Annotated in this window: 25 protein-coding genes; 8 read left to right on the plus strand and 17 right to left on the minus strand. The window is 72.0% G+C overall.

Going from position 1 to position 26,188, the window contains the following annotated elements:
- From ABT336_RS14065 to ABT336_RS14100, 8 genes are all read right to left on the minus strand, one after another.
- The coding region (locus ABT336_RS14065; RefSeq protein WP_350896969.1) for a hydroxymethylglutaryl-CoA lyase at positions 1-950 on the minus strand (950 nt) is incomplete at its 3' end.
- A gap of 212 nt (positions 951-1,162) precedes the next feature.
- Entirely contained in the window at positions 1,163-1,861 is a 699-nt protein-coding gene (locus ABT336_RS14070; RefSeq protein ID WP_350896970.1) for a hypothetical protein, read from the minus strand.
- The gene (locus ABT336_RS14075) at positions 1,858-3,090 is read right to left on the minus strand and encodes a globin domain-containing protein (protein ID WP_350896971.1); all 1,233 of its coding nucleotides are present in this window, start codon (positions 3,088-3,090) and stop codon (positions 1,858-1,860) included. Before ABT336_RS14075 ends, ABT336_RS14070 begins: the two co-directional genes overlap by 4 nt.
- A 3-nt stretch (positions 3,091-3,093) precedes the next feature.
- Positions 3,094-4,254 carry a nitric oxide synthase oxygenase gene (locus tag ABT336_RS14080; RefSeq protein WP_350897001.1) on the minus strand — a complete coding sequence of 387 codons (1,161 nt, stop codon included), beginning with the start codon at positions 4,252-4,254 and terminating at the stop codon, positions 3,094-3,096.
- Positions 4,255-4,713: 459 nt separating this feature from the next.
- Complete coding sequence (locus ABT336_RS14085) at positions 4,714-6,051, minus strand: acetyl-CoA carboxylase biotin carboxylase subunit (RefSeq protein ID WP_350896972.1); 1,338 nt, start codon at positions 6,049-6,051, stop codon at positions 4,714-4,716.
- 90 nt (positions 6,052-6,141) lie between these two features.
- Positions 6,142-7,179 (minus strand): hypothetical protein, encoded by a 1,038-nt coding sequence (locus ABT336_RS14090; RefSeq protein ID WP_350896973.1) that lies wholly within the window; start codon positions 7,177-7,179, stop codon positions 6,142-6,144.
- A 37-nt stretch (positions 7,180-7,216) separates the two neighbouring features.
- A complete protein-coding gene (locus tag ABT336_RS14095) occupies positions 7,217-8,239 on the minus strand; it encodes a hypothetical protein (protein ID WP_350896974.1) in 1,023 nt (340 codons plus the stop codon).
- Positions 8,240-8,328: 89 nt separating this feature from the next.
- Positions 8,329-8,937 carry a TetR/AcrR family transcriptional regulator gene (locus ABT336_RS14100; protein ID WP_350896975.1) on the minus strand — a complete coding sequence of 203 codons (609 nt, stop codon included), beginning with the start codon at positions 8,935-8,937 and terminating at the stop codon, positions 8,329-8,331.
- A gap of 127 nt (positions 8,938-9,064) precedes the next feature.
- On the opposite strand from ABT336_RS14100, the gene ABT336_RS14105 reads away from it, so the two are divergent.
- Positions 9,065-9,577 carry a DUF7144 family membrane protein gene (locus ABT336_RS14105; protein WP_350896976.1) on the plus strand — a complete coding sequence of 171 codons (513 nt, stop codon included), beginning with the start codon at positions 9,065-9,067 and terminating at the stop codon, positions 9,575-9,577.
- Here ABT336_RS14105 and ABT336_RS14110 read toward each other — a convergent pair.
- The 5 genes from ABT336_RS14110 to ABT336_RS14130 form a co-directional block, all read right to left on the minus strand.
- Complete coding sequence (locus tag ABT336_RS14110; protein ID WP_350896977.1) at positions 9,546-11,183, minus strand: hypothetical protein; 1,638 nt, start codon at positions 11,181-11,183, stop codon at positions 9,546-9,548. The two genes, ABT336_RS14105 and ABT336_RS14110, sit on opposite strands and share 32 nt — an antisense overlap.
- Positions 11,184-11,323: 140 nt before the next feature.
- Positions 11,324-12,226 (minus strand): sulfurtransferase, encoded by a 903-nt coding sequence (locus tag ABT336_RS14115; RefSeq protein ID WP_350896978.1) that lies wholly within the window; start codon positions 12,224-12,226, stop codon positions 11,324-11,326.
- Positions 12,227-12,329: 103 nt separating this feature from the next.
- Complete coding sequence (locus ABT336_RS14120) at positions 12,330-13,118, minus strand: SGNH/GDSL hydrolase family protein (RefSeq protein ID WP_350896979.1); 789 nt, start codon at positions 13,116-13,118, stop codon at positions 12,330-12,332.
- 129 nt (positions 13,119-13,247) lie between these two features.
- Positions 13,248-13,571 carry a hypothetical protein gene (locus tag ABT336_RS14125; protein ID WP_502891178.1) on the minus strand — a complete coding sequence of 108 codons (324 nt, stop codon included), beginning with the start codon at positions 13,569-13,571 and terminating at the stop codon, positions 13,248-13,250.
- On the minus strand, positions 13,571-13,741 hold the full coding sequence (locus ABT336_RS14130; protein WP_350896980.1) for a hypothetical protein: 171 nt from the start codon (positions 13,739-13,741) through the stop codon (positions 13,571-13,573). Before ABT336_RS14130 ends, ABT336_RS14125 begins: the two co-directional genes overlap by 1 nt.
- A 199-nt stretch (positions 13,742-13,940) precedes the next feature.
- Between ABT336_RS14130 and ABT336_RS14135 the strand changes: the two genes are divergently transcribed.
- The 4 genes from ABT336_RS14135 to ABT336_RS14150 all read left to right on the plus strand — a co-directional run bounded on the left by ABT336_RS14135 (position 13,941) and on the right by ABT336_RS14150 (position 15,966).
- Positions 13,941-14,141 carry a DUF397 domain-containing protein gene (locus ABT336_RS14135; RefSeq protein ID WP_350897003.1) on the plus strand — a complete coding sequence of 67 codons (201 nt, stop codon included), beginning with the start codon at positions 13,941-13,943 and terminating at the stop codon, positions 14,139-14,141.
- A 111-nt stretch (positions 14,142-14,252) separates the two neighbouring features.
- Positions 14,253-14,678: a CBS domain-containing protein gene (locus ABT336_RS14140; protein WP_350896981.1), complete on the plus strand. Its 426-nt coding sequence runs from the start codon at positions 14,253-14,255 to the stop codon at positions 14,676-14,678.
- A 153-nt stretch (positions 14,679-14,831) separates the two neighbouring features.
- Positions 14,832-15,263: a SufE family protein gene (locus ABT336_RS14145; RefSeq protein ID WP_350896982.1), complete on the plus strand. Its 432-nt coding sequence runs from the start codon at positions 14,832-14,834 to the stop codon at positions 15,261-15,263.
- Positions 15,264-15,330: 67 nt separating this feature from the next.
- On the plus strand, positions 15,331-15,966 hold the full coding sequence (locus ABT336_RS14150) for a DsbA family oxidoreductase (protein ID WP_350896983.1): 636 nt from the start codon (positions 15,331-15,333) through the stop codon (positions 15,964-15,966).
- A gap of 63 nt (positions 15,967-16,029) precedes the next feature.
- Here the strand turns inward: ABT336_RS14150 and ABT336_RS14155 are convergent, their stop codons facing one another.
- The 4 genes from ABT336_RS14155 to ABT336_RS14170 form a co-directional block, all read right to left on the minus strand.
- On the minus strand, positions 16,030-16,581 hold the full coding sequence (locus ABT336_RS14155) for a YbaK/EbsC family protein (RefSeq protein WP_350896984.1): 552 nt from the start codon (positions 16,579-16,581) through the stop codon (positions 16,030-16,032).
- Between the two features lie 66 nt (positions 16,582-16,647).
- Entirely contained in the window at positions 16,648-16,842 is a 195-nt protein-coding gene (locus ABT336_RS14160; RefSeq protein ID WP_350896985.1) for a hypothetical protein, read from the minus strand.
- Between the two features lie 160 nt (positions 16,843-17,002).
- A complete protein-coding gene (locus tag ABT336_RS14165; protein WP_350896986.1) occupies positions 17,003-18,373 on the minus strand; it encodes an MFS transporter in 1,371 nt (456 codons plus the stop codon).
- Positions 18,374-18,430: 57 nt separating this feature from the next.
- Complete coding sequence (locus ABT336_RS14170) at positions 18,431-18,691, minus strand: hypothetical protein (RefSeq protein ID WP_350896987.1); 261 nt, start codon at positions 18,689-18,691, stop codon at positions 18,431-18,433.
- A gap of 154 nt (positions 18,692-18,845) precedes the next feature.
- Between ABT336_RS14170 and ABT336_RS14175 the strand changes: the two genes are divergently transcribed.
- The 3 genes from ABT336_RS14175 to ABT336_RS14185 all read left to right on the plus strand — a co-directional run bounded on the left by ABT336_RS14175 (position 18,846) and on the right by ABT336_RS14185 (position 26,186).
- Positions 18,846-23,327 carry a cation-translocating P-type ATPase gene (locus ABT336_RS14175; RefSeq protein WP_350896988.1) on the plus strand — a complete coding sequence of 1,494 codons (4,482 nt, stop codon included), beginning with the start codon at positions 18,846-18,848 and terminating at the stop codon, positions 23,325-23,327.
- Between the two features lie 102 nt (positions 23,328-23,429).
- Positions 23,430-24,062, plus strand: coding sequence for a hypothetical protein (locus ABT336_RS14180; protein WP_350896989.1), 633 nt, complete (start codon positions 23,430-23,432; stop codon positions 24,060-24,062).
- Between the two features lie 183 nt (positions 24,063-24,245).
- Positions 24,246-26,186 (plus strand): protein kinase domain-containing protein, encoded by a 1,941-nt coding sequence (locus tag ABT336_RS14185; RefSeq protein ID WP_350896990.1) that lies wholly within the window; start codon positions 24,246-24,248, stop codon positions 26,184-26,186.
- Positions 26,187-26,188 lie beyond the last annotated feature (2 nt).

Here is a 26,188-nt window from a genome sequence, read left to right on the forward strand (position 1 = left end):
CTTCGAGGCGGGGAGAGCGGCCGGGGGGCGGGGGGGGGCGGGGGGGCGGGGGCGGTGCGGGGGCCGGCGCGGAGGATGGCGGAGGGGAGGGGGGTGCCGACGATCCGCTCGGCCAGCTCGGCGGCCTCGATCAGGGCGGACAGGTCGATTCCGGTGTCGATGCCCATGTCGTGGAGCATGTGCACCGCCTCCTCCGTGGCCAGGTTCCCGCTCGCCCCCGGGGCGTACGGGCACCCGCCGAGCCCTCCGACGCTGGCGTCGAACTCGGTCACCCCGAGCTCCAGCGCCGTCAACAGGTTGGCCAGGGCGGTACCCCGGGTGTTGTGGAAGTGCAGCAGGACCGGCACGTCGGCGTTGCTGTCGCGTACCTCGGTCAGCAGCTCCCGAACCCGGCGGGGAGTCCCCATCCCGGTGGTGTCGCCGAACGCCACCCGGTCGGCACCGTCGCGGACCACCCGGTCGACGATGCCGGCCACCCGCCTCGGATCCACGTCACCCTCGTACGGGCAGCCGAAGCTGGTCGCCACGATCACCTCGACTGTCGCGCCCGCCCCGTGCAGCAGGTCGACCAGCTGGGCGATGTCGTCCAACGACTCGTCGGTGCCCCGGTTGACGTTGCGCCGGTTGTGGGTGTCGCTGGCCGAGACGACCACCTCGATCTCGGTGAACCCGGCGGCCAGGGCCCGCTGGGCACCTCGGGTGTTGGGCACCAACGCCGAGTAGCGCACCCCGTCGACCCTGGTGGCCCGCCGCCACACCTCGTCGGCGTCGGCCATCTGCGGAATCGCCTTCGGGTGGACGAAGGAGACCGCCTCGATCCGTCGGACACCGGTGCCGGAGAGCGCGTCGAGCAGCCGTACCTTGGCCTCGGTCGGGATCGGATCCTCGTTCTGGAGCCCGTCGCGGGGACCGACCTCGCGGATCGTCACGGAGTCTGGGAAGTGGGTCATGTGTCACCTCGCTGCGACCGGGCGCGGCCACTCGTGACGGCCACGCACCTGGGTGTCGTCTACAGCGAAGCAGAGGCGACGGCTCCCCGCCACCGTCGGCGGGGCGTCACTGCCTGGACGCGGCCTGGAGCCGTCGGCTCGCCGGGGCCGCGATCACGTCACTGTCTGGACGCGGCCTGGAGCCGTCGGCTCGCCTGGCCCGCGATCACCGCTCACTCCTTGATCGCGGCCTGGAGTCGTTCGCTGGCCGTGGCCGCTGTCACCGCGTTGGCCTGCAACTGCTCGGCCTGGGCGGTGAGGTAGGTCTGCCACTGGCTCAGGTGCTGCTGGGCGCTGTTCGCGGCGGCGAGCACTGCGGCGTGCCGCTCCCGCAGCTCCCGCAGCTGTCGTTGCAGGTCGGCGACCTGCCCGGCGGGAAGGTCGGGGGTGGGCGGCGTGGACGGGACGGTGGGTTCGGGCTCCGACCGGGAGGGCAGCCGGGCCAGCCGGTTGGCCTGCTGGTGAGCGGCGGCGATGATGTCGTCGGCCTGACGACGGGCCTCGGCCAGGATCTCCGCGCCCTCGTCGCTGGCGTCACCGATGGTCCGGTTCGCCTCCTCCTGCGCCCTCATGGTCAACTCGACAGCCATCGGGTCGGCCCCCTGGGGTGCGACGCTGGGCAGCGTGCCGTGCCGGAGCATCTCCACCTGCCGGGTCAGGGTGGTGATCTCCCGCCCCTTCCGGTCGAGGTCACCCTGCAACAGCCCGATCCGCTCGTCGGCGAAGCGCACCACCTCTTCGAGATCCTCGACGGCGTACCACTGGGTCCCCCGGGACCGGCGGCTCGCCACCAACCGCAGGCGTTGGGCCACCTCGCCGGGCATGTCGGCGGCGGTCTGCGGGGCGAGGTGGCGGGCGCCTTGGTCAGTCATCGGGATCCTGTCCAGCTGAAGTCACGCGACGCCGGCGCGGCGGTCGCCTTGACGGGTGGGTAGACGGTGTGGTCGTAGCTCTCGGTCAACACCTGATCGGCCCGTAGCCCGTTGCTGTGCAGGGTGCCCACCGTGGCCCGGGTCATGGCCGGGGAGCCGCAGACCAGGATGTCGGCGTTGTTCCAGGAGCCCAGCCGCAGCGCGGTGTCGACGGCCCGCCCGACCTCGCCGTCCCACCCCCAGCTGTTCTCCACCGTCGGGACGTACCGCAGCCACCGGTCGTCTCCGGTGCCCGGCCGCAACCCGGCGGGCGGGGTCGCCGCCAGCTTGGTCAACGCCAGGTGGTCGTAGAGGTCGTCCGGGGTCCGCCCGCCCACGACGAGGGTCACCGGTCGACCGGAACCCTGCTGGATCGCCTCCAGGACGGCACGCAGCGGTGCGACACCGGTCCCACCGGCGATCATCAGCAGCGGGCGGTGCGGAGCCCTGTCGTACGACGACAGTTCGGTCCCCATCGGGTGCCCGAGCAGCAGGGTGTCCCCGATGGCCAGCCGGCGTACCAGGTGGGTGGAGAACCGGCCGGTGGCCCGGACGTGGAACTCCAGGGTGCCGTCGGCGCGTGGGGCGTTCGCCGGGGACAGGTACCGCCAGGTGCGAAGCGACGGAAGTTGGGCGGGGAGCGACTGACCCGGCAGGTAGTTGCACAGGTAGTTCGGCCGGACGGTGAAGACGCAGATGTCCACCCGCCGACGTTCCAGGTTGACCACCTCCGCCTCCCAGTACGGCGGGGCGGACCGCTCGGACTCGGCGGCCCCGGTGAGCATCATCTTGGCCACCGCCTCGTACGCCGCCGACCACTCCGCCTTCAGGGCCGGGGTCCAGCGTGGACCGAGAAAGTGCTCAAGGGTGCCGAGCAGCGCCTGCCCCACCCACATGTAGTGCCGCTCGGCCAGGTGCACCATCCGGCCCTGCCGGTCCTCCCCGTGGAACCGCCGGTGGTCGGCCCCGAGCCGGCTGGCGAACGCCGTCAACGCCTCACCGTCGTCGAGGGAGGTGATGATGTGTCCCAGCGAGGCCAGGAGTTTGTCCTCCTGGTGCTGCATGTTCGGCGGGAACATGGCCCGGGTCTCCGGGGCGATGACGAACAGGGTGGCGTAGAAGAACCGGGCTGCCTCCGGTCCGGCCACCGCCAGCTGACTCCAGCTCTGGCGCAGTGCGGCGATGTCCATGACTCAGTGCACCCGCTGACCGGTCGGATGGTGCCGGTCCCGCAGGCTGGGCTCCAGCGTCTGGGTGGACGGGGTGCCGGGCCAGAAGTTCGGGTTCGGGACCCTGGTGTCGTAGTAGCGGTGGTGCACCGGGTAGAGGGCGGCCCAGCCGACGCTGCCGTTGATCCAGGACCAGTCGCCGTACACCGGGCGACCGGCGCGCTTCTCGGCCTCGCAGAAGCGCATGAACAGCTCGGACTCGGTGTGCGGGTCGGAGATCCGCACGTCGGCGGCGCGGAAGCTGTGCAGGACCGCCTGGTTGAGCACCAGGACCGCGTGCTCACGCCACAACGTGGACTCGTCGCTGGTGTCCAGGTCCAGTCCGGCGGCGACCACCCGCAGTTGGTCGTACCTGTCGGCGTCGCCCATGTTGCGGGTGCCGATCTCGTCGCTGAGGTAGTGCCCGTTGAACGGGGCACAGCTGTAGTCGATCCCGCCGATCCGCAGCCGCATGTTGCTGATCACCGGCAGGGCGTGCCACCGCAGCCCGAGATCGGCGAACCACGCGTGGACGGGGTGGCTGAGGGCGACCTCACGGATGAGGTGACCGGGGACGTCGACGAGGGTCGGGTCCTCGTCGGTGGTCTCGATGACCCAGGGCAGCAGGTCGAAACGGCTCGGCTCGGCGGGCGGTCGCCAGCCGAGGCGCACTGCGGCAGCGGTCATGGTCACCTGCGCGGGGTCCCCGAGCACCTGGTCGTCGAACTGCCAGCCACAGTAGCGGACGAGCTGGTCGTTCCAGATCCGGGCCCGGGGGCCGGCGGTCGGGTGGTCCGGGGCGAACACGGTGATGACGGACTGGATCCGCCCGCCGTTGTCCCCGGCCACGAGGTGCTCGGCGAGTTCGGTGGCGATGTCGGCGGTCCGGGTGACGGTACGCCGGTCGCGGACCTTGAGGCCGGCCCACCGGACGCGGCCGATGCACCGGGTCGACTGCCGCCAGGCGAGTTTCGCGCCGTAGGTCAGCTCCGACTCGGTCTGCCAGTACGCCCCGGTGTGGGCGATCTCGTCCAGCACCTGGTCGATCCGCTCGCGGAGCCCGGGGAGCCGACGCTCGGTGTAGTAGGTGGTGAGGAACTCGATCGCCTCGGTGGCGACGTCGCCCTCGTGTTCCACCGGCGGCACCGTGCCGCCACCGAAGGGGCACCTGAGCTGCTGGTCAGTGGCTACACTGCCGGTCGTCAATGTGGACTCGTCTCCGGTCGTTGGCAGGTTCGGCGCGTCGTCGCATACCCGCCGGTCGAACGTGGCCCACCTGTCACCAACTACGCACAGTGAGCATATCGACGCGGCTGGCTAGGTGCGGCAACCACGATTCCCCGGAACGATCAACATGTCAATAGCGGGGGCCACTGGTCAGAGCGAGGGCCGACGCTCAACGGACCGGCCGAAACTGCCTGACCGACAAGTCAGGACGCGGTGCCGTACGGCAGTCCGGCCCACCCGGATCCCGCCACCCCCGCCGCCACACAGCATAAGGAACATCACAGCAACCCGACTACTCTCCGAACGCGCCAGAACCCGGAAAGCCACATCGCATCGGCGACCAGCCACTTCGCACAGTGGCGGCACCTCGCCTCCACTTCACCTCATCCGGGCGACGACGCCGGTGTCGTAGTCGCCGGAGCGGAACTCGGCGTTGTCGAGCAGCTCGGCGAAGAAGGGCAGGTTGCACTTCGGACCGGCCACCTCGAACCCGGCCACGGCGGTGCGGGCCCGCTCGATCGCCTCGTCCCGGGTCTGCGCGTACACGATCAGCTTGGCCAGGAGGCTGTCGTAGAACGGGGTCACGGTGTTACCGCAGACGTAGCCGGAGTCCACCCGGACCCCGACGCCCGACGGCTCGTTCCAGGTGGTGATCACCCCCGGTCCGGGAAGGAACCGCTTCGGGTCCTCGGCGTTGACCCGCAGCTCGATGGCGTGGCCCTGCGGGGAAAGGCCGTCCGGGTCGAAGGTGGGGGCGAGCCCGGCGGCCACCCGCAGCTGCTCCTCGACCAGGTCGACCCCGTACACCAGCTCGGTCACCGGGTGCTCGACCTGGAGCCGGGTGTTCATCTCCAGGAAGAAGAACTCGCCGGAGGTCGGATCGAGCAGGCACTCCACGGTGCCGGCGTTGCGGTAGCCGACGGCCTCACCGGCGCGGACCGCCGCCGCCAGGAGACGTTCGCGCAGCTGCGGGGAGACCGCCGGTGAGGGCGACTCCTCGACCAGCTTCTGGTTGCGCCGCTGCACCGAGCACTCCCGCTCGCCGAGGGCCACCACCCGGCCGTCGGCGAGGCCGAGGATCTGCACCTCGACGTGGCGTACCCGGGGGAAGTAGCGCTCGATCAGCACCGACCCGTCGCCGAACATCCGCCCGGCGAAGGCGCGGACCTTGTCGTACTCGGTGCGCAGCGCGGCCTCGTCGGTGGCCACGCCCATCCCCATCCCGCCCCCACCGGCGGCGGCCTTCACCATCACCGGGTAGCCGATCTGCCCGGCGGCGGCCACCGCCGCGTCGAGGTCGGCGGCCGGCTCGGTGGTGCCGGGGGCGACCGGCACCCCGGCGTCGGCCATCAGGTTCCGGGCGTTGATCTTGTCCCCCATCGCGGTGATCGCGTCCGCTCCCGGCCCGACCCAGACCAGCCCACGACCCTCGACGGTACGGGCGAACTCCGCGTTCTCCGACAGGAAGCCGTATCCGGGGTGGATCGCCTGCACACCCGTGGACTCGGCGGCGGCGAGGATCGCCTCGGTGTTCCGGTAGCTCCGCGCCGGATCGGCCGGGCCGACGCAGACCGCCTCGTCGGCTTCGGTGACGAACGGCAGCCCGGCGTCGACCTCGGAGTGCACAGCAACGGTCCGGATCCCGAGCCGTCGTGCGGTACGGATGATCCGACGAGCGATCTCGCCCCGGTTGGCGACGAGCAGCGACTCGATCATGTTCCCTCCAGCGTCCAAGGGGTGGCGGACGCCAGTAGCGAACCACGATCACCCCCTGTCCCACCAGTCGGGACAGGGGGTCGTGCGGGGTCACCGGCTCCGGCCGCCGGACACCTGCGGGGGAAGATCGGGCCGCGCCGGAGCCGGAGTGGAGGGCCGCGCCCCCGGGGGCAGGGCCCCCGCCCAGGGATCGGCCGGTGCGCCCGAACCCGAACCGGGTACGAAACGCGCCGTCGCCTGCGCGACCTGGAACCTCGGCTGCTCGTACCCCGCCCGCTGGACCGGAGCACCGCTCGCCTGAGCCTTCGCCCGCTCTCGGACCTGGGTCAGGTACGCCTCGATGGGCGGGGAGAACGGCAGATCGGGGTAGTAGGTGCCGACACCGCCGGCTCTGGCACGCTTCTCGGCCTCCGCGCCACGCTGCCGATAGCCCTCGATCTGGCCTACGTAGTCGCCGTAGTCGAATCTCGGGGGATTCGTGATCAGGTCACGGATCTCCTTCCTCACCTCACCCTTCGCGTTCAGCACCGGCTCCGCCCGCCATCCGACTCCGGCGCTCGTCGTCAAATTCTGGAAGTGGTTCGAGTCGTGCTGGTAGAAGGAGCCCGAGATGTTCTTCAGCTCGCCCCCACGGTGGAGGCCGGCGAGGGAGGGGTCGGCGGAGATCCACTCCTTGAGCTTCTCCGCTACCGCCTGACGAACCAGCAGATCATTCTCGAGAGACTGCTCTCGGCCGAACATCGGCGAGATGTTCCCCGGCATCAGGTAGGGCCCCATCCCGATGTTCTTCGTGTCGGTGGACGGGCCACCGAACCTGTCATAGGGCGGCCGGGAGACGAACCTCCAGTCGAACCGGATGAGAGGTTTGCCTCGGAGCCGCCCCGCCAGGTCCTTGACAGCGGATTTGGCCTTGCCGCTCCGGCTCGGCTCCTGCTGCAACGCGTGGTGCTTGTCGTCGATGAACCTGACCGCCGCCCTGACGTCCCTGGACTGAGCGCTCCACCGCGAACTCTCGTCTGCCATCCGGCCGACGTCCTGCCTGAGCAACCACACCGCCAACCGTTCGATGTTGGCGCTGTAGAAGGGGTCCTCGCGCCCCGGCTCACTTCCCACACCCAGACCGCTCATGCCGCTCCCTCAGACCCTACGTACCACCGACTACCCACTACCGACTCCGCCCGGCTCCCGGCCGGTCGTACGGCGCTCCCGCACCCTGGGCCCGGCTCTGACGGTACGGATTGTTCGAGCCGAGTTCCGGCCGCTGCGACCCGCGATCCGAGGACGGATTCATCGACGGACCGGTGGGGCGGAAACTCGACGCCGCCTGGTCGACCCGGAACTCCGTCGGCTTCGTGGGGCGAGTAGACGAAGCCGACGACACCGGGCCGGGCACCCGGTTCCCCTGTGCGAGGTACGCCTCGATGGGATATTCGACCCGCTCGGCTCCCCAGCGTCCCACCTGGGCGAAGGACGTCGAGTTCCTCGACTCCACCACCCTCGCGTAGTACCGGTAGTCGAACGAGGACAGGTCCTCGGAGGCCAGTTCCCTGAGCGTCGGATTCAGCTCACCCCTGGCGTCGAAGACGGGGCCCGGACCACGTTCCGGCTTGCTGCCCCCACTCGGCCCGGACTGGATCCCCGGCCCGAACTGGCGTTCCGGATGACCACGGTAGATCGCCGAGACCTGCTCCAGGCTTCCCGACTCATGCAGATTGCGGAGATCCTTGCTGGCGGACAGCCAGTCGCTTATTTTCCGCGCCACGGCGATCCGGATACGCAGATCATTCTCCACGTTCAGATCGAGACCGACGATGGGGGACTGCGGCTCCGACATCCCGTACGGCGGATCGAAACTTAGACGGTCGACGGCCTGGTTAGGCTCGCTCGTGCCACCGTACGGGGGAGGGTCCGTACGCGCCCAGTACAGATTGAGGTCCGCTGGTTTGCTCCTGAACTCGTTGACCCACTTCTTCACAGCGGTGTCCGGCCGCCCCTGATCCGGAAAGATCCATTTCCGGGTTTCCTTGACGAAGGTGACGGCCGCCTTCATCTCCGCTGACCTTGCCGACCAGACCCGGTCCTGGTCCAGGACGCCGATGTCATGCGCCAGTACCCGGAGGGCGAGTCGTTCGACGTTGACGTCGAAGTTCTGCTCCACCTCGTCGTCCGGTGACACGTCGCCTGCCATGAACCTCTCCCCACCATCGGCTTACGGACGCCGGTTCTACGGTCGGTGGGGTCGAGTGGTTCACTCCGCCTGCTCGCCGGAGGCAATCGCTACCGGCGGGGATGGTCCAGGAGGGCGGCGAGGGTGGCCCCCCGGAGCAGCTCGGCGCAGCGGAGTCGGTCGATCTCACCGCCGAGGAAGGGCGTCGAGTTCATCAGACCGAAGGCAGCGTGGGCGAGCACCCGGGCCTCGGCGGCGGGAAGCCCCTCGTGCAGGGCGGTGAGGACCGTCACCCACTGCTCGACGTAGAGCCGTTGCAGCCGGCGGATCTCCCGGCGGGGCTCCTCGGGCAGTCGGTCGAGCTCGTGCAGGTGCAGTGCGATGACTGCCGGGTTGGCCAGGGCGAAGTCGACGTGGAACCCGATCAGCGACTCGACCGCCGCCCGGGGGTCGGCGGCGTGGCGCAGGGCCCGTTCCCGACCGCCGTCGAGCAGCCCCTCACTGACCGGGACCAGGGCGGCGACAAGCATCGCCTCCTTGCCGGCGAAGTGGTGGTAGAGGGCGGGGCCGGTCACCCCGGCGGCGGCACCGATGTCGTCCATCGACACCCCGTGGTAGCCCCGGGCGGCGAAGAGCCCGACCGCGATCTCCAGGATCTCGTCCCGCCGGGACCGCCGCCGGCTCCCGGCGGCACCCCGGGTCTGCTGCTCGACAGTCACCCGGCAAGCGTAGACCCCCGACGACCCGGTGTGGTCGATCGGACGCGCTGCGGTGTGATCTCACTTGCCTCTCCGTCGGACACCGTCTGTGGGGTGACCACCGACGACGGGGCTGCGGATCGGTCGGGTGGCCGGATACCTGTCGGAAAATCTCCTAACCTGGGGTCGTGGCCAGGACCGGTACGCGACGGCGGGTGCCGACGTGGTGACGGTGCCGCCCCCGTCGGCACGCCGAGGTCGCCCGCTGGTGCTGGCGGGGCTGCTCCTCGGTGGAGCCGGCCTCTTCGACCTCCTGGCCGGGGTCGGCGACTTCACAGCGGACCGGTACGTCAGCCTCACCGACGAGGGCGTCGTCGGACACGATCTCGCCGGCTGGCTGGGGGCGCACCTCGTGGTCGCCGGAGTGATGGTGGTCGGAGGCACCGTCGCTCCGCTGGGCCGGGTCTGGTCCACCTGGCTGGCCCTCACCGGCGTCGTCGTCGGTGTCGGCCTGCACCTGTTCATCTGGCCGTACCAGCCGTTGCCCGCCTCGATCGTGGTCGGGCTGGCGCTGGCCGCCGCCCGACTGCTGATCAAACACGGGCGGTTCCGGAGACCGTCCGCTCCGGTCACTTCTTCGGCTGGCAGACCTTCCCGGTGAAGGCCGGGTCCGACTCCTGACCCTCGGGCCACGCCGGGTTGAGGTGGATCGCCAGTGGTGGGGCCTGCCAGGCGGCGGTGAGCCGCTGCAACACCGGGTACTCCCGACGCTGCCGTTCGATCGGTTGGCCCGCGACGAACTCGACGAGCCGCTGTTGGACCTGGGTCTGACCGAGCAGGCCACCGTGCACCCCGGGCTGCTGGTAGACAGGGATCTCGGTGTAGTCACCGGGCGGGGCCTCGATGGCGGTGGTGGTCGGCAGGAAGGCGAGGATCCGTACGCCGGGCACCGGGCACATGAGTTGGTTGCGGTAGAACGGGGCGTCGTCGAGCAGCGAGCGGATGAACGGCTCGTCCGGGCCGGTGTCGGGCGACCGGATCAGGTTGACGGCCCCGAAGACGACACGCAACAGCCACCCCGTCGCCACCCCCCACCCCGTCTGGTCGTGGGGCGGGGGATAGTAGGCCCGACCGGCGTTCACCAGCGGACTGAACATGGCCAGGGTGTCCACCGCCGGGTGTCGACGTTCGGCCAGGTAGGTCCGGGCGACCATCGCCCCCTCGCTCTGCCCGATCAGGGTCACCGGACGGTCGGTCCGCTCGTGCAGCAGCTGCACCTGGGTGGCGAGCCGGTCGACGCTGGCGTCCACCGACTGGAAGGTGTCGACTGGTTCGTACGGCAACGGTCGCCCGTCCGGGGCCAACCCCCGGTAGGAGAAGCGCTGCACGTTGGGGTCCACCGGCTGCTTCCCGTCGTACGCCGAGCCGAACCCGGCCAGGACGATCACCGCGTGTCCGACGCTGTCCGGGAGGGGCTCGGTCAGCACCGACTCCTCCACCTTCGTGGACCCGCCGGGCACGAACTGGACCAGCGCCGGAATCATCAGCGGTACGGCGAGGGCGAGGACGAAGACCAGTGGGGTGACAGGCACCCGGGCCCACCGGTAGGTGGGTTCCAGGACGGCATCGCGTACCGTCCGCTGCCACAACAGACCGTTGATCATCCCGGCCACCGCGGCCACCGGCACCGTCCACCACCCGGGTACGGACCAGCAGATCGCCCCGGCCACCGTGATCACCACGAAGTTCAGCAGGGACCAGCCGACCACAGGCAGCGACGGGAGCCCCCGCCACCACTTCCCGATGACGGCGGCCCGTTGCAGGAACGGCGCGAGAAGGAACATCGGCAGGAGCGAGGCGAACAGCAGCCACGACAGGGCCACCACCGAGGCCGCCACCGAGATCACCGCCCAGGGGGCGACGAGTCCCGCCACCACCGCCGACAGCAGGATGCTCCGCCTCAGCAGCCACCAGGCTGAGGGACGCTGGACCTCCCGGGGCCAGGAGAGCACCACCAGCCCGGTCGAGAGCAGGCCACGCAGCAGGATCGCCGCCACCATCAGGACCCCGAAACTCGCCCAGGAGTTGTGGTAGACCAGAATCCATCGCAGGTCGTGATAGGTGTCGTACGGCCAGAGCGAGCTGCCCTGAGCTGCCAGCCCCTGAGCTGCGAGGAAGCCCTGCGAGACCAGGAAGGTCGCCTCCACCACCGGCGGGAGGGCAGCCAGTAGGAGCAGTGCGGCGAACCGTGCGTCAGGCAGTCGCACCCCCATCCCCCTCCGGTCGACGGGACCCCTGCGAGCAGACTCCCCCGACCGACCGGCCCACGGGTGGCCAACCGGCAGATTCCACCGGGCAGTGTGGTGCGTGGTCAGCGGGTCGGGCCGCCGGGCTGTGTGGTGGGTCGTCAGCGGGTGAGACCGCCGGGCTGGTCACCCCGGACGACGGGAGCCCGGACCAGGTTGCCCCACTCGGTCCACGACCCGTCGTAGTTACGCACCTGCGGATAGCCGAGCAGGTGCCGCAGGACGAACCAGGTGTGGCTCGACCGCTCGCCGATCCGGCAGTAGGCCACCACGTCGTCGGACGGGTCCAACCCGAGCCGGTCGGCGTAGATGGTGCGCAGCTCGTCGGCGGAGCGGAACGTGCCGTCCTCGTTCGCCGCCGACTTCCACGGCTGGTTGACCGCCCCCGGGATGTGCCCGCCGCGCAGCGCGCCCTCCTGGGGGTAGTCCGGCATGTGCAGCATCTCGCCGGTGTACTCCCCCGGCGACCGGACGTCGACGAGCGGACGACCGGCGGCGACGTGCCCCATCACCTGCTCCCGGTACGCCCGGATCGGGGTGTCGTTGCGCTCCGGAACCGGGTACGCAGCACGGGGGTGGGTCACCCGGTCACGACTCAGTTCCCGGCCCTCGGCGATCCACTTCTGCCGCCCACCGTCGAGCAGCCGGACGTCGGGGTGGCCGAAGAGGCCGAACACCCAGAGGGCGTACGCGGCCCACCAGTTGAAGTTGTCGCCGTAGAAGACCACTGTGTCGTCCCGGCCGATGCCCTTCTCGGCGCACAGCTCGGCGAACCGGGACGCGTCAAGATAGTCCCGGGTCACCTGGTCGTTCAGCTCGGTGTGCCAGTCGACCTTCACCGCCCCGGGGATGTGCCCGGTGTCGTAGAGCAGCACGTCCTCGTCCGACTCGACGACGACGAGACCCTCCTCGCCCAGGTGCTCGGCCAGCCACCCCGTGGTGACCAGCCGCTGCGGGTCGGCGTACGCCTGCAGACGCGGATCCGGATCCCCAGAGACACCCATACCCCCCAACCTACGCCGCCTCCCCCTCCCCACCCCCTGTACCGAAGCGTTGATCAAGGGAAATGTGTCATCCCGGGGGCCGAACCTGACGCAAATCCCTTGATCAACGCTCCGGGGCCGGGGGGTGGGGGGTTAGGGGGGTTAGGGTGGGGCGTTTGGCGGTGATGGTGTCGCCGGAGGAGCGGCCGGTGAGGCGGCGCGTGATCCACGGGGCCAGGTGTCGACCAGCCCAGCTCAGGTCGGCGGCGCGGGCCGCCAACCACGGTGACGGCTCCGGGTGCGGCGGCACCAGCATCCACTGCTCGTCGCAGCCGACCCCCAGAGCGTCGAGGACCTGGGCGGCGACCCGCCGGTGCCCCACCTCGGACAGGTGCAGCCTGTCGGTGCTCCACAACAGCGGGTTCAGGTACGTGTCGTCGGCGTACAGGTCGACGAGGATCGCGCCGTGCCGCTCGGCGGTCTCCCCGACCACCCGGTTGAGCAGCTCGACCCGGGGTGCCACCAGCCGCTGACCGGGCAGCCGGGCCATCAGGTCGGCGAACCGGAACAGGATCAGGTCGGCACCGCTCCCCCGCAGGTCACCGACGACCGTCTCGAACCGGGAGATCATCGTGTCCGGGTCGAAGGTCCGCCGGAGGATGTCGTTCCCCCCGGCCGCGAAGCTGATCAGGTCGGGTTTCATGGCCAGCGCCAGCGGCACCTGCTCGCCCACCACACCGGCGAAGCGCCGCCCCCGGATCGCCAGGTTGGCGTACCGGAACTCGGGTCCCGCCTCGGCCGCGAGCCGGGTGGCGACCAGGTCCGCCCAACCCCGGTACGTCCCGTCCGGGTACGCGTCGTCCATGCCCTCGGTGAAGCTGTCCCCCACCGCCACGTAACTGCCCCAACGCACGAGCAACCCTCCGCCTCGCGGGTAAGGAAGGGCCCCTTGTTAACGCACACAGTCGAGAGGGGTCCCCTTCTCACAGATCCACCGCACGACAGTTTGGCACGGGGTCACCGGCGTCGGCCGTGAGGGTTTTCACGTGGCCTTCCGGCGGTACGGCGCCCACGAGACGAACCGCTCGAACAGTTCCCGGGGCGTCGGTCCGTCGTACGGATTCAGCCGGAACAGGTCGTGCGACGCCTCGTCGTAGAGCCCGGACAGATAGATCGCCAGGCTGATCGGCTGGTCCGCGTACTCCTCGACCAGCAGCAACCGGGCCTCGGCGCAGGGCCACGGCCCACCGCAGGCCCGGCACAACCAGATCGGCCGCATCGGCAGGTGCGGCGGTCGGCCCGCGCCTTGCCCGCGCGGCCGATCAGGGTACGGCCCCAGCCGGGGCACCGGCATCCCGGACGGCATCACGACCGACCCCCGTTCGCCCGCCACTGCTGCCCCGGCGTCAACCGCCCCGGGTAGCCGGGCGGAACGGTCGGCAGCGCCCGGGTCGGCCCCCGCATCCAGTCGGGTGGCACGGGGTACGCGCGCCGGGTCTGTCGGGCGGCGCTCCATCGACGGAAAAGGTTGCGCATCTCGTCCTCCGTGGTCAGCGGGGTGGTAGCCCTCCGTGACAGTCTCGTTACCCCAGGACTGCCGCCGGAAGTCGCCGAAGCCGGCCGGGGGGACGGCCGGGAGGTGGGGCGGCGCCGTACGAGGCGATCTCGAAGTGGAATCACGAATCGTGGAGGGACTGTGGAAAGTCAATCGCCCTCGGAGTTGAACCGGTCGCAGCTGCGCCGGTTACGACTCGACGATCTGAGCGGCGCGACCTGGCGCAGGTCCACCCGCAGCGGCAACAGCGAGTGCATCGAGGTCGCCGACGGTCTGCCCGGGGTGGTCGGGGTCCGGGACAGCAAGGACCCGGGCGGGGCGGTGCTGACCTTCGACCCGCGAGCCTGGCGGGTCTTCGTCGACCACACCAGGCGGAGCTGACCCGACACCCACCCCGAAAGGGTGCTCGGCACACTGTCACCCGGGTGTAGCGATCACGTCACCGGGTAAAAGTGGGACACCCCCTTCTTCAGCGTGCTTCGGAGGCTTCCCATGACCGTTTACCGGGTCAGCGACGTGATGACCAAGCAGGTCGTCTACCTGCCCGCCGAGACCACCCTGGACGAGGCGGCGCGGGTGATGAAGGAGGCGGACATCGGCGACGTGGTGGTCACCGACGGGGCCACCCTCGCTGGGCTGGTGACCGACCGGGACATCGTGGTCCGGGCGGTGGCCGAGTGCAGCGATCCCCGGGTGACCACCATCGGTTCCATCACCACCCGGGAGGTGGTGATGATCGAGCAGAACTCGGCGGCGGGTGAGGCGGCGGCGCTGATGCGGGAGCGGGGCATCCGCCGGGTCCTGGTCTGTGACGTCGAACGCAAGCTCGTCGGGATCGTCTCCCTCGGTGACCTGGCAATGCAGCTCGACCCCCGGTCGGCGCTGGGGGAGATCGCCGAGCACGCCCCGAGCGTCTGACGGCGGGTACGGCCCGACGACCACCGCAGGAGAGGCGACAGCGCAGGGAGAGGCGGCTGCCCGGCAGGCGGCCGTGCAGGGAGGGGCTGCCGCGACAGCGCGAGGGGACGCGACAGTGCAGGGACGTCGGTGGGCGGCCGGTAGCCTGACCTGATGCCGGAGATGCCTACCAAGCTGGCCGAGATCGTCGACGAGTTCGCGACCGCCCCTCGTGACGTGGTCCTGGAGATGCTCCTCGAATACTCCGACGCCATCCCGCCCCTGCCCGCCGAGTTCGTCGGCCGGGAGGGGATGGAGCAGGTCCCGGAGTGCCAGACGGCGTTCTTCCTGCGTGCCGAGGTGACCCCGGAGGGGACCGTCACCACCTGGTTCGACTGCCCGCCGGAGGCCCCCACCACCAGGGCGTTCGCCGGCATCCTCGCCGAGGGGCTGGCCGGGGCGACTGTCGGCGAGGTCCTCGCCGTCCCCGGTGACCTGTACCACCGGATGGGGCTGGACAAGGCCATCAGCCCGCTGCGGGTGCGTGGCGGGACGGCGGTCCTGGCCCGACTCCAACGCCAGGTCCGCGAGCAGTCCACCCCCTGACCCCGACCCCGGGGGTACGCCACCAGGTCGGGGAACAGACCTGCCGGGGCGGGTGTTGTCCCGGATCATGGAGATCGAGATCTACTCCGACGTGGTCTGCCCGTGGTGCTGGATCGGCAAGCGCCGCCTGGAGCAGGCCCTGGCGTCGTACGACGGTGACGTGTCGGTCCGGTACCGCCCGTTCCAGCTCGACCCGTCGCCGGTGGCCGAGCCGACCCCGCTGGTCGACGCCCTGGGGGCGAAGTTCGGCGGCCGGGAGCGGGCCGAGCAGTTGGCCGACCAGGTCACCCGGGTCGGTGCCCAGGTGGGGCTGACCATGAACTTCGACCGGGCCGTCACCGCCAACACCTTCGACGCGCACCGCCTGATCCGGTACGCCCACACCCAGGCGAAGGGTCCCGAGGTGGTGGAGGCCCTGCACCTGGCGCACTTCGGCGACGGGGTGGACATCGGTTCCCGGGCGGCGTTGACCGAGGTCGCCGCCGGTGTGGGTCTCGACGCCGAGGCAGTCCGGGGTTACCTCGACGCCGACGCCGGGTCCACCGAGGTCACCGCCGACCTGGCCACCGCGCGGGAGATCGGGGTCAGCAGCGTCCCGACCTTCGTGATCGCCGGAAAGTACGTGGTGACCGGCGCCCAGGAACCGGAGACCCTCCTCGCCGCCCTCGCCGAGGTGGAACGACGGGAGTCCGCACCGCTCTGATCAGCGGCGGGGCAATGTTTCACGTGCAACAACATCGATGATGACGAATCAGACCGGCTCGGCTCACTGGGCCGGCCTGGCCAGCCCCTCGACAACCTGGGCACCGGGGAGGACCCCGAGGGCCGGGCCGGGCAGCGCGATCTTGCTGTGCCGTACGCCGGATCCGATGATCACGTGCGGGGTGGCGATCACCCGGGAGTCGACAAGGATCGGCCACTCCTCGGGGAGCCCGATCGGGGTGATCCCGCCGTACTCCATCCCGGTCAGATCGACGGCGTCGGCCATCGGGGCGAAGCTCGCCTTGCGTGCCCCGATCAGCTTGCGGACCACCCCGTTGACGTCGGCACGGGTGGTGGCGAGGACGATGCAGGCGGCGTACCGGACCTGCCCCTCCCGCTTGCCGGCGACCACCACGCAGTTCGCCGAGACGTCCAGCCCCACGTCGTACGCCTCGCAGAAGGCGGCGGTGTCGGCCAGGTCAGCGTTGATCGGCGCCACCAGTACGTCGTCGACGTGCACCGGGGCCTCGGCAGGCCACTGGCCGACCGCGGCGGCGACCGGCGGGGCGAGCAGGTCGAGGCGGGTCCGGGCGGGCTCGGTCTTCAGCGTCCCCATCACGTGACGATCCTCGCACCCCGGGGTCCCGCCCACCCCGACTGCCCCCGATGTCGGCGGTGGCGGTCAGTTGTTGGTGAGGAACGCGTTGTCCTGCACGAAGGCGCGGTCCCGGTCGGCTGCCATCCGCTCCATCCGGAGCGCCTCGGCCCGCCGGTTCTCCAGGTCCTCCATGGCGTGCCGGACCGACACCCGGATCAGCCCGTAGAGGAAGACGAAGCCGAAGACGTACAGGATCACCATCGTGACGAGTGTGAGCATGGCGTCACGGTAGGAGAACCCGGGCGGACGTCGGACCGGTCTGCGCGCCTCCTCCCCCGACCGGGTGAACCGTCGGCCACGAGGCGCCACCCGGACCGGAATCCAGGCGACGTCCAGACCCCGCCCGGTGACGGCGGCAACCACCAGAAGTGGCGCGCTTTCACGTGACCGGGGTCGGCACCACCCGGCCGGCGAGGAGCGCGCCGAGCAGGGCACAGCCGACCGCCACCGACAGCATCGCCAGGTAGGTGCCGGTGCCCGGGGCGGCACCGGCGGCGAGGACCGTACCGGTCAGGGCCAGCACGACAGCCGTACAGAGGTTGTCGCCCAGTTGCAGCGAGGAACTGTTGCGCCCCTGCTCACCCGGGCGGGACAGGGCCAGGGTGAGCACCGACAGCGACGGGAACGTCAACCCCGTACCGAGTCCGGCCAGCGCCCACCCGATGACACCCACGGCCACCGGCACCTGCGGCAGGACGGCTACCGCCACGGTCGCCGTCCCGAGGGTCATGACCGTCATCCCGATCCTGGGCAGGGTGGCCCGGGACCGGGGCGGCGGCATCCGTCCCTGCGCCCACGAGCCGAGCGACCAGGAGACCGCCCCGACGGTGAGGACCATCCCGGCGGCGGTAGGGGAGAAACCCCGCTCCCGGGAGAGCATCAACGGGATCACCACCTCGGAACTGGCGAAGGCTGCGGCGCACAGCCCGCGCAGGCCGATCACCGCGGGCAGTCCCCGGGCCGCACGAAGGAACCCGACAGGCAACAACCGGGGTACGGCCACCGCCAGACCGACCAGCGCCGCCCCGACCACGATCACGGCGTGCGCGCCGCGCTGCTGCCCCCCGTAGTGCAACAGCGCGGCGCTCACCCCCGCCACACACGCCCAGGCGATCCGCGCCCGTGCGTCGGTGGCCGTCTCACCGGGGGCCGCCGGCCCGACCCCGCGCAGACCCCGCTCCACCAGCAGCGCCGCCGGTAACGCCAGCACCGGCACCGCCAGGAAGACCCACCGCCAGCCGAGGTGCTCGACCACCAGACCGGCCACCGCCGGTCCGACCAGCGACGGTACGACCCACGCCGCGGCGAAGGCGGCGAACATCCGTGGCCTCAACTGCTCCGGGTACGCCTGCCCGACAGTCACGTAGATCGCGACGATGAGCAGCCCGCCACCGATCCCCTGCACCATCCGCCCGACGACGACGAGGTGCATTGTCTGGGCGGTCCCGGCGATGACGAGTCCGACCAGGAACCAGCCCACCCCGTGCCGGATCGGGGCGGCGGGTCCCCGGCTGTCGCACCAGATGCCGGCGACGACCATGGCGATCACGCCCGCCGCGAACGTGCCCCCGAAGGCGAGGCCGTACAGGGCCAACCCGTCCAACGCCCGGGCCACCGTCGGCATGGCAGTGCCCACCGCCAGCGCCTCGAAGGCGAGCAGCGACACCAGGGCGACGCTGCCCACTGTCATCGCCCGCAGCGGTGGGGCGTACAGCCGGTCACCAACGGGAGCCGGCGCATCGAGAGCCATGACCGTCAGCCTGCGACGTCAACCGGGCTTCAGGTCAAGTGGCTGTGAGATTGTTCGTCAGGCGGTCTCCATCGCCTCGCCGACCCCCCGGGCCAGCCCGGAGAGGTGCTGGTCGGCGAGGAGGTGACCGGCGGTGATGACCAGGGCCAACGGCCACTCGATCACCCCGGCGACGGCGAGCACCCCCACCCCGGCGTAGTAGGCGAGCTTGTCCGGCGACGGTACTGCCACCTCGCCGAGCAGCGGGATCTCCATCCGGTGGGCGTACGACCGGACCGTCTCGTGCGCGTGGTGCAGGTGCTGGGATCTGGTGTTCATGTCGGCCTCCCCGGTGACTGACGACCCACGCCGGATTCCACCCCCGTCCCGGTCCATGCATCCGACCCGGGTCGAGAAACCCCCCTCGGGCAGGAATGGCCGACGCGACGACGGGAAGGCAGGCGGCCGGACCAGGCGGGACGGGGAGGTAACAATGGTGCAGGTCAGTGACCGGATCACCGGCCTGCTTCGCGCCTCCACCGGGGTGCCCGCGCTGCCGTTCGTGCCTCGGCTGGTCACCGAGGCCACCCGGGCCGCGACGACCGCGACGACGCGGCTGACCCGGGCGGCCGGGTTGAACCGACGCCGGGTCTGGTCGGCCGACGGACGCCACCACATCGAGGTCCACGGGGTCTGCCAGGACGGCGGTGACGTCCTGGCCCGTCAGGTCGAGGCCGCCCTGGAACGGATGCCCGGGGTGACCTGGGCGCGGGTCAACGCCCCGTCCGGTCGGGTGGTGGTAGCCGTCGAGGAGCCCCGCCCCCGGCTACGGGACCTGATCTCCACAGTCGTCCGGGCGGAGACCCGGTGCGACCACGAACCCGACCCGGACATCCCCCCGCCGCACCCACCGGAGGAGGGGCCGCGTACCGCCCGGACCCTGGGCGCCCTGGTCTCCGACGGTCTCGGCCTCACCCTCGCGGCGGCAACCCGGATCCTGCCCCTCACCCCGGTCCCCGGTGAGGTGGCCGGGCTGCTCACCGCCGTCGACCTGCACCCTCGGCTGCACGATCTGGCCAGTCGGGGACTCCGCGCCGACCCCCGTGCCGACGTGCTGTTCCCGCTCGCCGAGGCGGTGGTGCAGGGGTTGACCGGCGGGTGGACCGGGATCGTCCTGGACGGTGCCCAGCGGATCGTCCAGTGGGGTGAGGCGCGGGCCCAGCTCCGTACGTGGGAACAGGCCGAGCCCGACCTGACCGGCACCCCGGAACGGGCCAAGGCGCGGGTCCCGGACGGGGAGCGCCCCCGGCCGAAGCCCGACGGACCGGCCGAACGTTACGTCAAGCAGGCGCTTGCCGCCGGGGCCGTGGCCGGGGCAGCCGCAGTGGCCTCCCTCGGCGGGAAACGGGCTGCCGCCCTCGGGCTGTCCACCCTCCCCAAGGCCCCCGGAAGCGGCCGGGAGGGGTACGCCGCCCAACTCGGTGCCCTGCTGGCAAGGCGGGGCGTGATCGCCATGGACCGCAGTGTGCTGCGGGAACTGGACCGGATCGACACCGTCCTGGTCGACGCCGCCGTACTCGGATCGGACCGGAGTTCCCTGGCCGACCTGGCCCCGCTGGCCGGTGCGGAGACCGGGCGGGTGGCCGCCCACGCGTTCGCCCTCTTCGACCCCGACGCCCCGGACCGGATCCAGCAGGCCGACGGGTGGCGGCTGGGTCCCCTGGCCGGGCTGGACGCCACCGACCCCGGGGACACCGACCGGAGCCGGGAGCTGCGGGCCGGTGGCGGGCACCTGCTCGGCCTGGCCGAGGGTGACACCCTCGCCGCCGTACTGCGGTTGGAGGCGCAACCGGCAGCGGGGGTGGAGGCGCTGCCCGCCGCCGCCCGCCGGGCCGGGTTGCGCCTGGTCGTCGCCGCGAAGGACCACCCCGACCGGTACGGGTACGCCGACGTCGTCCTCCCCGACGGTTCCCGTCTCGCCGAGTCGGTCCGGCAGCTGCAACGGGACGGGGCGGTGGTCCTGGTGGTCTCCGGGGACCGGTCGGCGCTGGCGGCGGCGGACTGCGGCCTCGGGGTCGCCGGACCCGACGACCCCCCACCGTGGGGGGCGCACCTGCTCGTCGGGGCCGACCTGCGGGTGGCGGCCCTGGTCGTCGAGGCGACCGGGGTGGCCCGTCGGATGACCAGGCAGAACATCCGGTTGGCCATGGCGGGCACCGGGCTGGGGACGCTCAACGCGTTCACCGCCCCGCCGGAGACCCTGCCGGGGCGTACCCTCGGGGCGGTCAACGCGGCCGGGGCGCTGGCCTTCGCGCACGGGGTGTGGCGGGCCCACCAGCTGCCCGCCCCCGCCGACACCCCCGTCGCACCCACCACCGCCTGGCACCTGATGCCGGTGGCGACCGCCCTGCACCAGCTCCGGGCCGACCGGTCCGGGTTGACCTCGGCTGAGGCGGCCCGGCGGCGCGGGCGGGACGCCGGGCCGGAGTTCGGACCGGCCGGACTGCTCCGGGCCTTCGTCGAGGAGCTCGACAACCCGCTCACCCCGGTCCTGGCCGCCGGTGCGGTGCTCTCCGCATCGTTCGGCTCGGTGGTCGACGCGGCCCTGGTGGGCGGCGTGGTCGGGGGGTCCGCGCTGGTCGGCGCGGTGCACCGGCGACGCACCGAACGTTCCCTGGCCGAGCTGCTGTCCCGCTCGGCGGTCACCGCCCGGGTACGGCGCGACGGCGCGGAGCAGGTGGTGCCCGCCGAGGAGCTGGTCACCGGGGACGTCGTGGTGCTGGCGCCCGGTGACGCGGTGCCGGCCGACTGCCGGGTGCTGGAGGCGGTCGGGTTGGAGGCCGACGAGTCCTCCCTGACCGGGGAGTCCCTCCCGGTGTCGAAGACCGACGAGCCGGTGGTCGCCGCCGTGGTCGCCGAACGCCGGTCCATGCTGTACGAGGGGACCACTGTCGCCGCCGGTCACGGCTGCGCCCTGGTCGTCGCGGTCGGCTCGGACACCGAGGCCGGACGGAGCATGGCCCTGGCCCGGGGCGGGAACCCCGCCGGCGGGGTGGAGGCCCGGTTGGGTCGGCTGACCGACAAGTCAGTCCCGTTGGCTGTCGCCTCGGCGGTCGCGGTGGCCGGGGCCGGGGTGCTCCGGGGCGTACCGGTGGCCGAGACGGCGGCGACCGCAGCGAACCTGGCCGTCGCCTCGGTCCCGGAGGGGTTGCCCTTCATGGTCAGTGCCGCGCAGCTGGCGGCGGCCCGGCGGCTGGCCGAACACGGTGCCCTGGTCCGCAACCCGCGCACCATCGAGGCGCTCGGCCGGGTGGACGTGCTCTGCTTCGACAAGACCGGCACCCTCACCGAGGGGCGGCTGGTTCTCTCCGGGGTCGGCGACGGCGACCGGTACGCCCCCGTCGACGACCTCGACGACCACCTCCGGCGGGTGCTGGCGGTGGGACTCCGCGCCACCCCGGCCGCAGACGATCCCGAGGAGCTGCCCGAGCAGACAGACCGGGCGATCCGCCGGGGAGCCGGGGCCGCCCGGGTCACCGAGCAGGTCGACGCCGAGGCGTGGCACCCGTCCGGGAGTCTGCCGTTCGAGCCGTCCCGGGGCTACCACGCGACGAGCGGGCGGCACGACGGCGGGCTGCTGCTGAGCGTGAAGGGGGCCCCGGAGACGGTGCTGCCCCGGTGCGCGAACCGCCGTGCCCGGACCGGGGTGGTGCCGCTGACCGAGGCCGACCGGAAGCGAATCCAGCAGGAGCTGACCCGGCACGCCGGCTCCGGCCAGCGGATCCTCGCCGTGGCCGAACGCCCTGTCGACGCCGTCGACCCCGACGACGACCAGGTCCGGGAGCTGACCTTCGTCGGGCTACTGGCCCTCGCCGACGGGGTACGCGCCAGCGCCACCCCGGCGGTGGCCGAGATCCGTCGGGCCGGCGTCCACACCATCATGATCACCGGGGACCACCCGGCCACCGCCGCGGCGATCGCCGGACAGATCAGCCCCGGGGACGGCCAGCGGGTGGTGACCGCCACCGAGCTGGACGACCTCGACGACGCGGCGGTCGCCGCCCGCCTGACCGCCACCGACGTCGTCGCCCGGTGCACCCCCGCCCACAAGGTACGGATCATCAAGGCGTTGCAGTCGCAGGGCCGGACGGTGGCGATGACCGGGGACGGGGCGAACGACGCCCCGGCGATCCGCCTCGCCGACGTCGGCATCGCCCTGGGTCAGCGCGGCACCCCTGCCGCCCGCGCCGCCGCGGACCTGGTGGTCACCGACGACCGGCTGGAGACGATCATCGCCACCCTGGCCGAGGGGCGGGCCATGTGGTCCTCGGTCCGGCACGGGTTGAGCATCCTCGTCGGCGGCAACCTGGGCGAGATCGCGTTCAGCATCGTCACCGCCGCCGCCACCGGCCGTTCCGCCCTCAACGGCCGCCAACTGCTGCTGGTCAACCTCCTCACCGACCTGGCACCGGCGCTCGCCATCGCGGTCCGGCCACCCGGCGCCGGACACCGGGAGAACCTGCTCCGGGAGGGACCCGACACCTCCCTCGGCCGGACCCTGGACCAGGAGATCGCCCTGCGGGCAACCTCGACCGCGCTGGGCGCGACTGCCGGATGGACACTGGCCAGGTGGACCGGCACCCGCCGCCGGGCCGGGACCGTCGGGCTGGCGTCCCTGGTCGGGACCCAACTCGGGCAGACGGTCCTGGCCGGCGGGACCAGCCCGGGGGTGCTCGTCGCCACCGCCGCCTCGGTCGGTGTCCTGGTGGTGGTGGTGCAGACCCCCGGCCTGAGCCAGTTCTTCGGGTGCACCCCGCTCGGCCCGGTCGGCTGGAGCATCGCCACCGGCTCGGCGATCGGCGCGACGGTGGCCAACGGGGCGCTGACCCGCCTCCTGGAACGCCTCCCCCCGCCCGACACCGACCAGGGCGACACCGCGCTGCACAGGCTCGTCGCACCCTTTCACCGCCCCTGACCGCCCGCGTACCGTCGACGGCACCGAGATCGAGGAGCAGTCGACATGCCGTGGGACGGTTCTTGGAACGATCGGCGAGGACGATCCTGGCCCGCCGACACGGTGAGCGAGGGACTGGTCGAGTGGTTCTCCGACACCGAACGGAAGAGGAACGCGCGGTTCACCGCGTACGACAGCACTGTGGAGCTGACCGACGGGACCCGGTTCCCCGTCGGGGACTACGTCCGGGACCTGAACCAGGGGTTCGACCCGAGCCGGGTCCCGTTCCTGGAACGCGCCACGATGCAGTCTCTCGAACTGCGTTTCGTCAGTCCCTACGCAGAGGTGTCCAGGCTCCACCTGCTCGACAACGGGGGCCGGGAGATCAGCCCCGACGACCGGACCCGCTCCCGGTTCGACCTTCGATTCCACCAGCTGGTGGACGTGGAGGGCCGAGCGGCCCGCTGGCCCGCCGAACCGCCCGCGTACGTCCAGCAACAGGAGAGGTCGCACGCGCCACCGGCGGCGAGGCACGACACGCGGCCACCGGGGTACGACGAGCCGCCGGACAACCAGCAGCGCCCAGGACCGGAGGTGTCGGTCGCCGAGGTGGCGGCGATGCGCTCCCCGCAGTGGCGCGGAGGGTCGCGATCGTTCTCACAGGCGATGCGGGACAGCTGGCAGGCGTTCCGCAGGCATCTGCCCGGCGGACAGCGGCCGGGCGGACAGCAACCGGGCGCGGGGTCGGGCCGCTGAGTCGTCGCACAGTCGGCGGGCGGCCCCGATCATGGGAGCCGGCCGGCGACAAGCGTCGGGCAGATGGTTTCCGCCCAGCAAGTGTCGGGTACGTCAGCCACGACCCAGGCGGCCCGGCTCATCCCAAGGCGCGGTCGCCGAGACGGCACCGGATCGTCTCGACCGACGACCTGGGAGGACCGGATGCAACTGCTGGGAGGCCGTTACCAGCTCGTCGAGCCGGTCGGCGAGGGCGGCATGGCCGTCGTCTGGCGCGCCACCGACAAGGTGCTGCGCCGGACCGTCGCGGTCAAGCTCCTCGCCTCACGGCTCGCCGCCGACGAGCGGTTCCGCAACCGGGTACGCCAGGAGGCGTACACCGCCGCCCAGCTCAACCACCCGCACATCGCCAACGTGTACGACTACGGCGAGACCCGCCACGGCCGGCAACGGCGCAAGGTCCCGTACCTGGTGATGGAGTTCGTCGAGGGCGGGACGCTCGCCCACCGGCTCCGTGAGTCGGGCGCTCTCGACTGGTCCGAGGCGGTCCGCATCGGTGCCGACGTGGCCGCCGCCCTCGCCGCCGCGCACGCCGCCGGACTGGTCCACCGGGACGTCAAACCCGCCAACATCATGCTCTCCCCGGCCGGGGTGAAGGTGGTGGACCTCGGCATCGCCGAGACGATCGGCGGCTCGACCACTGTGGGCACCGGAGAGGTCCTCGGCACCCCCCGCTACATGGCCCCCGAGCAGGCCCGTGGTGAGGCGGCCGGACCCGGCAGTGACCTGTACGCCCTCGGCCTGCTGTTGATCGAGTGCCTCACCGGTCGGCCCCCGGCCCACGGATCGACCCCCACGGAGCTGATCCGGCAGCGCCAGGAGGGCATCGGACCGGAGGTGCCCACGGTGCCCGGCCTCCCGGAGCCGATCGCCGACCTCTGTCGACGCTGCCTGGCTCCGGCGGCGGCGGACCGCCCCGACGCCGTCGAGGCGTTCGAGGCGTTGGCCCGGGTCGTCGGCCCCCGGCCGTTGACGGTGAACGCCCACGTACCGCCGGTCGCTGCGGTGCGGACCCCGAGCCCGCCAGGTGACCCGGCCGACGCCGACACCGGCGCGATGACCGGCACCGGCGCGATGACCGAGACCGGGGCACTCACCGGTGCCGGTCCGGCCGACCGGGCAGGAACTCCGGCACCGGTCCCGGCGGGCCGGGGCGGCGTACCGGTGGTCCGGACGGCGGCGGCCGACAGCGCTGCGGCGGACGGACCCCGTCGGAGACGGCCCCGGGCCGGTGGAGACGTCGCGCCCAGGCGCGGGACCGGACGGCGGCCGCTGCGGCGACCCCTGCTGCTGGCCGCCGCACCGATGGCGGTGCTGGTGACTGTCCTCGGCACGCAACTGCCTGGGAACTCGTCCGACGACCCCGGTGAGGTCAACCGGGTCGAGGCCGCGCCCGCCTCCCCCACCAGCGGCTGCGCCGCCAGGTACGTCGCCCAGCACGACCTCGACGGGAGCCTGACCGCGCGGGTCACTGTCACCAACGCCGGTACGGTGTCGCTGCCCACCTGGCAGCTCGGATTCGCCCTGCCCGCCGGGCAGCAGTACGCCGACAGCCCCGACGACGTCGAGGTCAGCCAGCAGAACCGGGACGTCGTCATCCGGGTCGACCGTCCCCTCGCCCCCGGTGAGACGACAGCACTGTCGTTACAGGGCACCCACGACCGCAACAGCGCCGCCGCCCCGCGCGAGTTCAGCCTCAACGGGGCCACCTGCGAGCAGGCCTTCGCCACAGTGACCTCCGCCTCGGGCACCTCCGAGCCGACCTCCGCAGTCGACAGCGGTGGGGTCGGTGCCGCCGACAGCCGGTCACCGGGCCGACCGGTCCCCGTGGAGCCCACCCCGACCGCCGGTGAGCCGTCGGTCAGCCCCTCAGAGTCCTCGACCGGCGACGACGACGGGGATCGGCCGTCGCCGACCGCCCCCAGCGGGTCCCCGTCCCCCAGCACCTCACCGTCGCCGATCACCTCCCCGTCGGCCCCCGAACCGAGTGCCTCCACCGACCCGGACGACGACCCGACGCCGGAGCCGAGCCGGTCCGCCGACGCCTCGCCCAGCCGTGGTGCCGAACCGGACGGCGACCGGTGACC

Source organism: Micromonospora sp. NPDC000207 (genome assembly GCF_040300925.1).
Taxonomy (GTDB): Bacteria; Actinomycetota; Actinomycetes; order Mycobacteriales; family Micromonosporaceae; genus Micromonospora.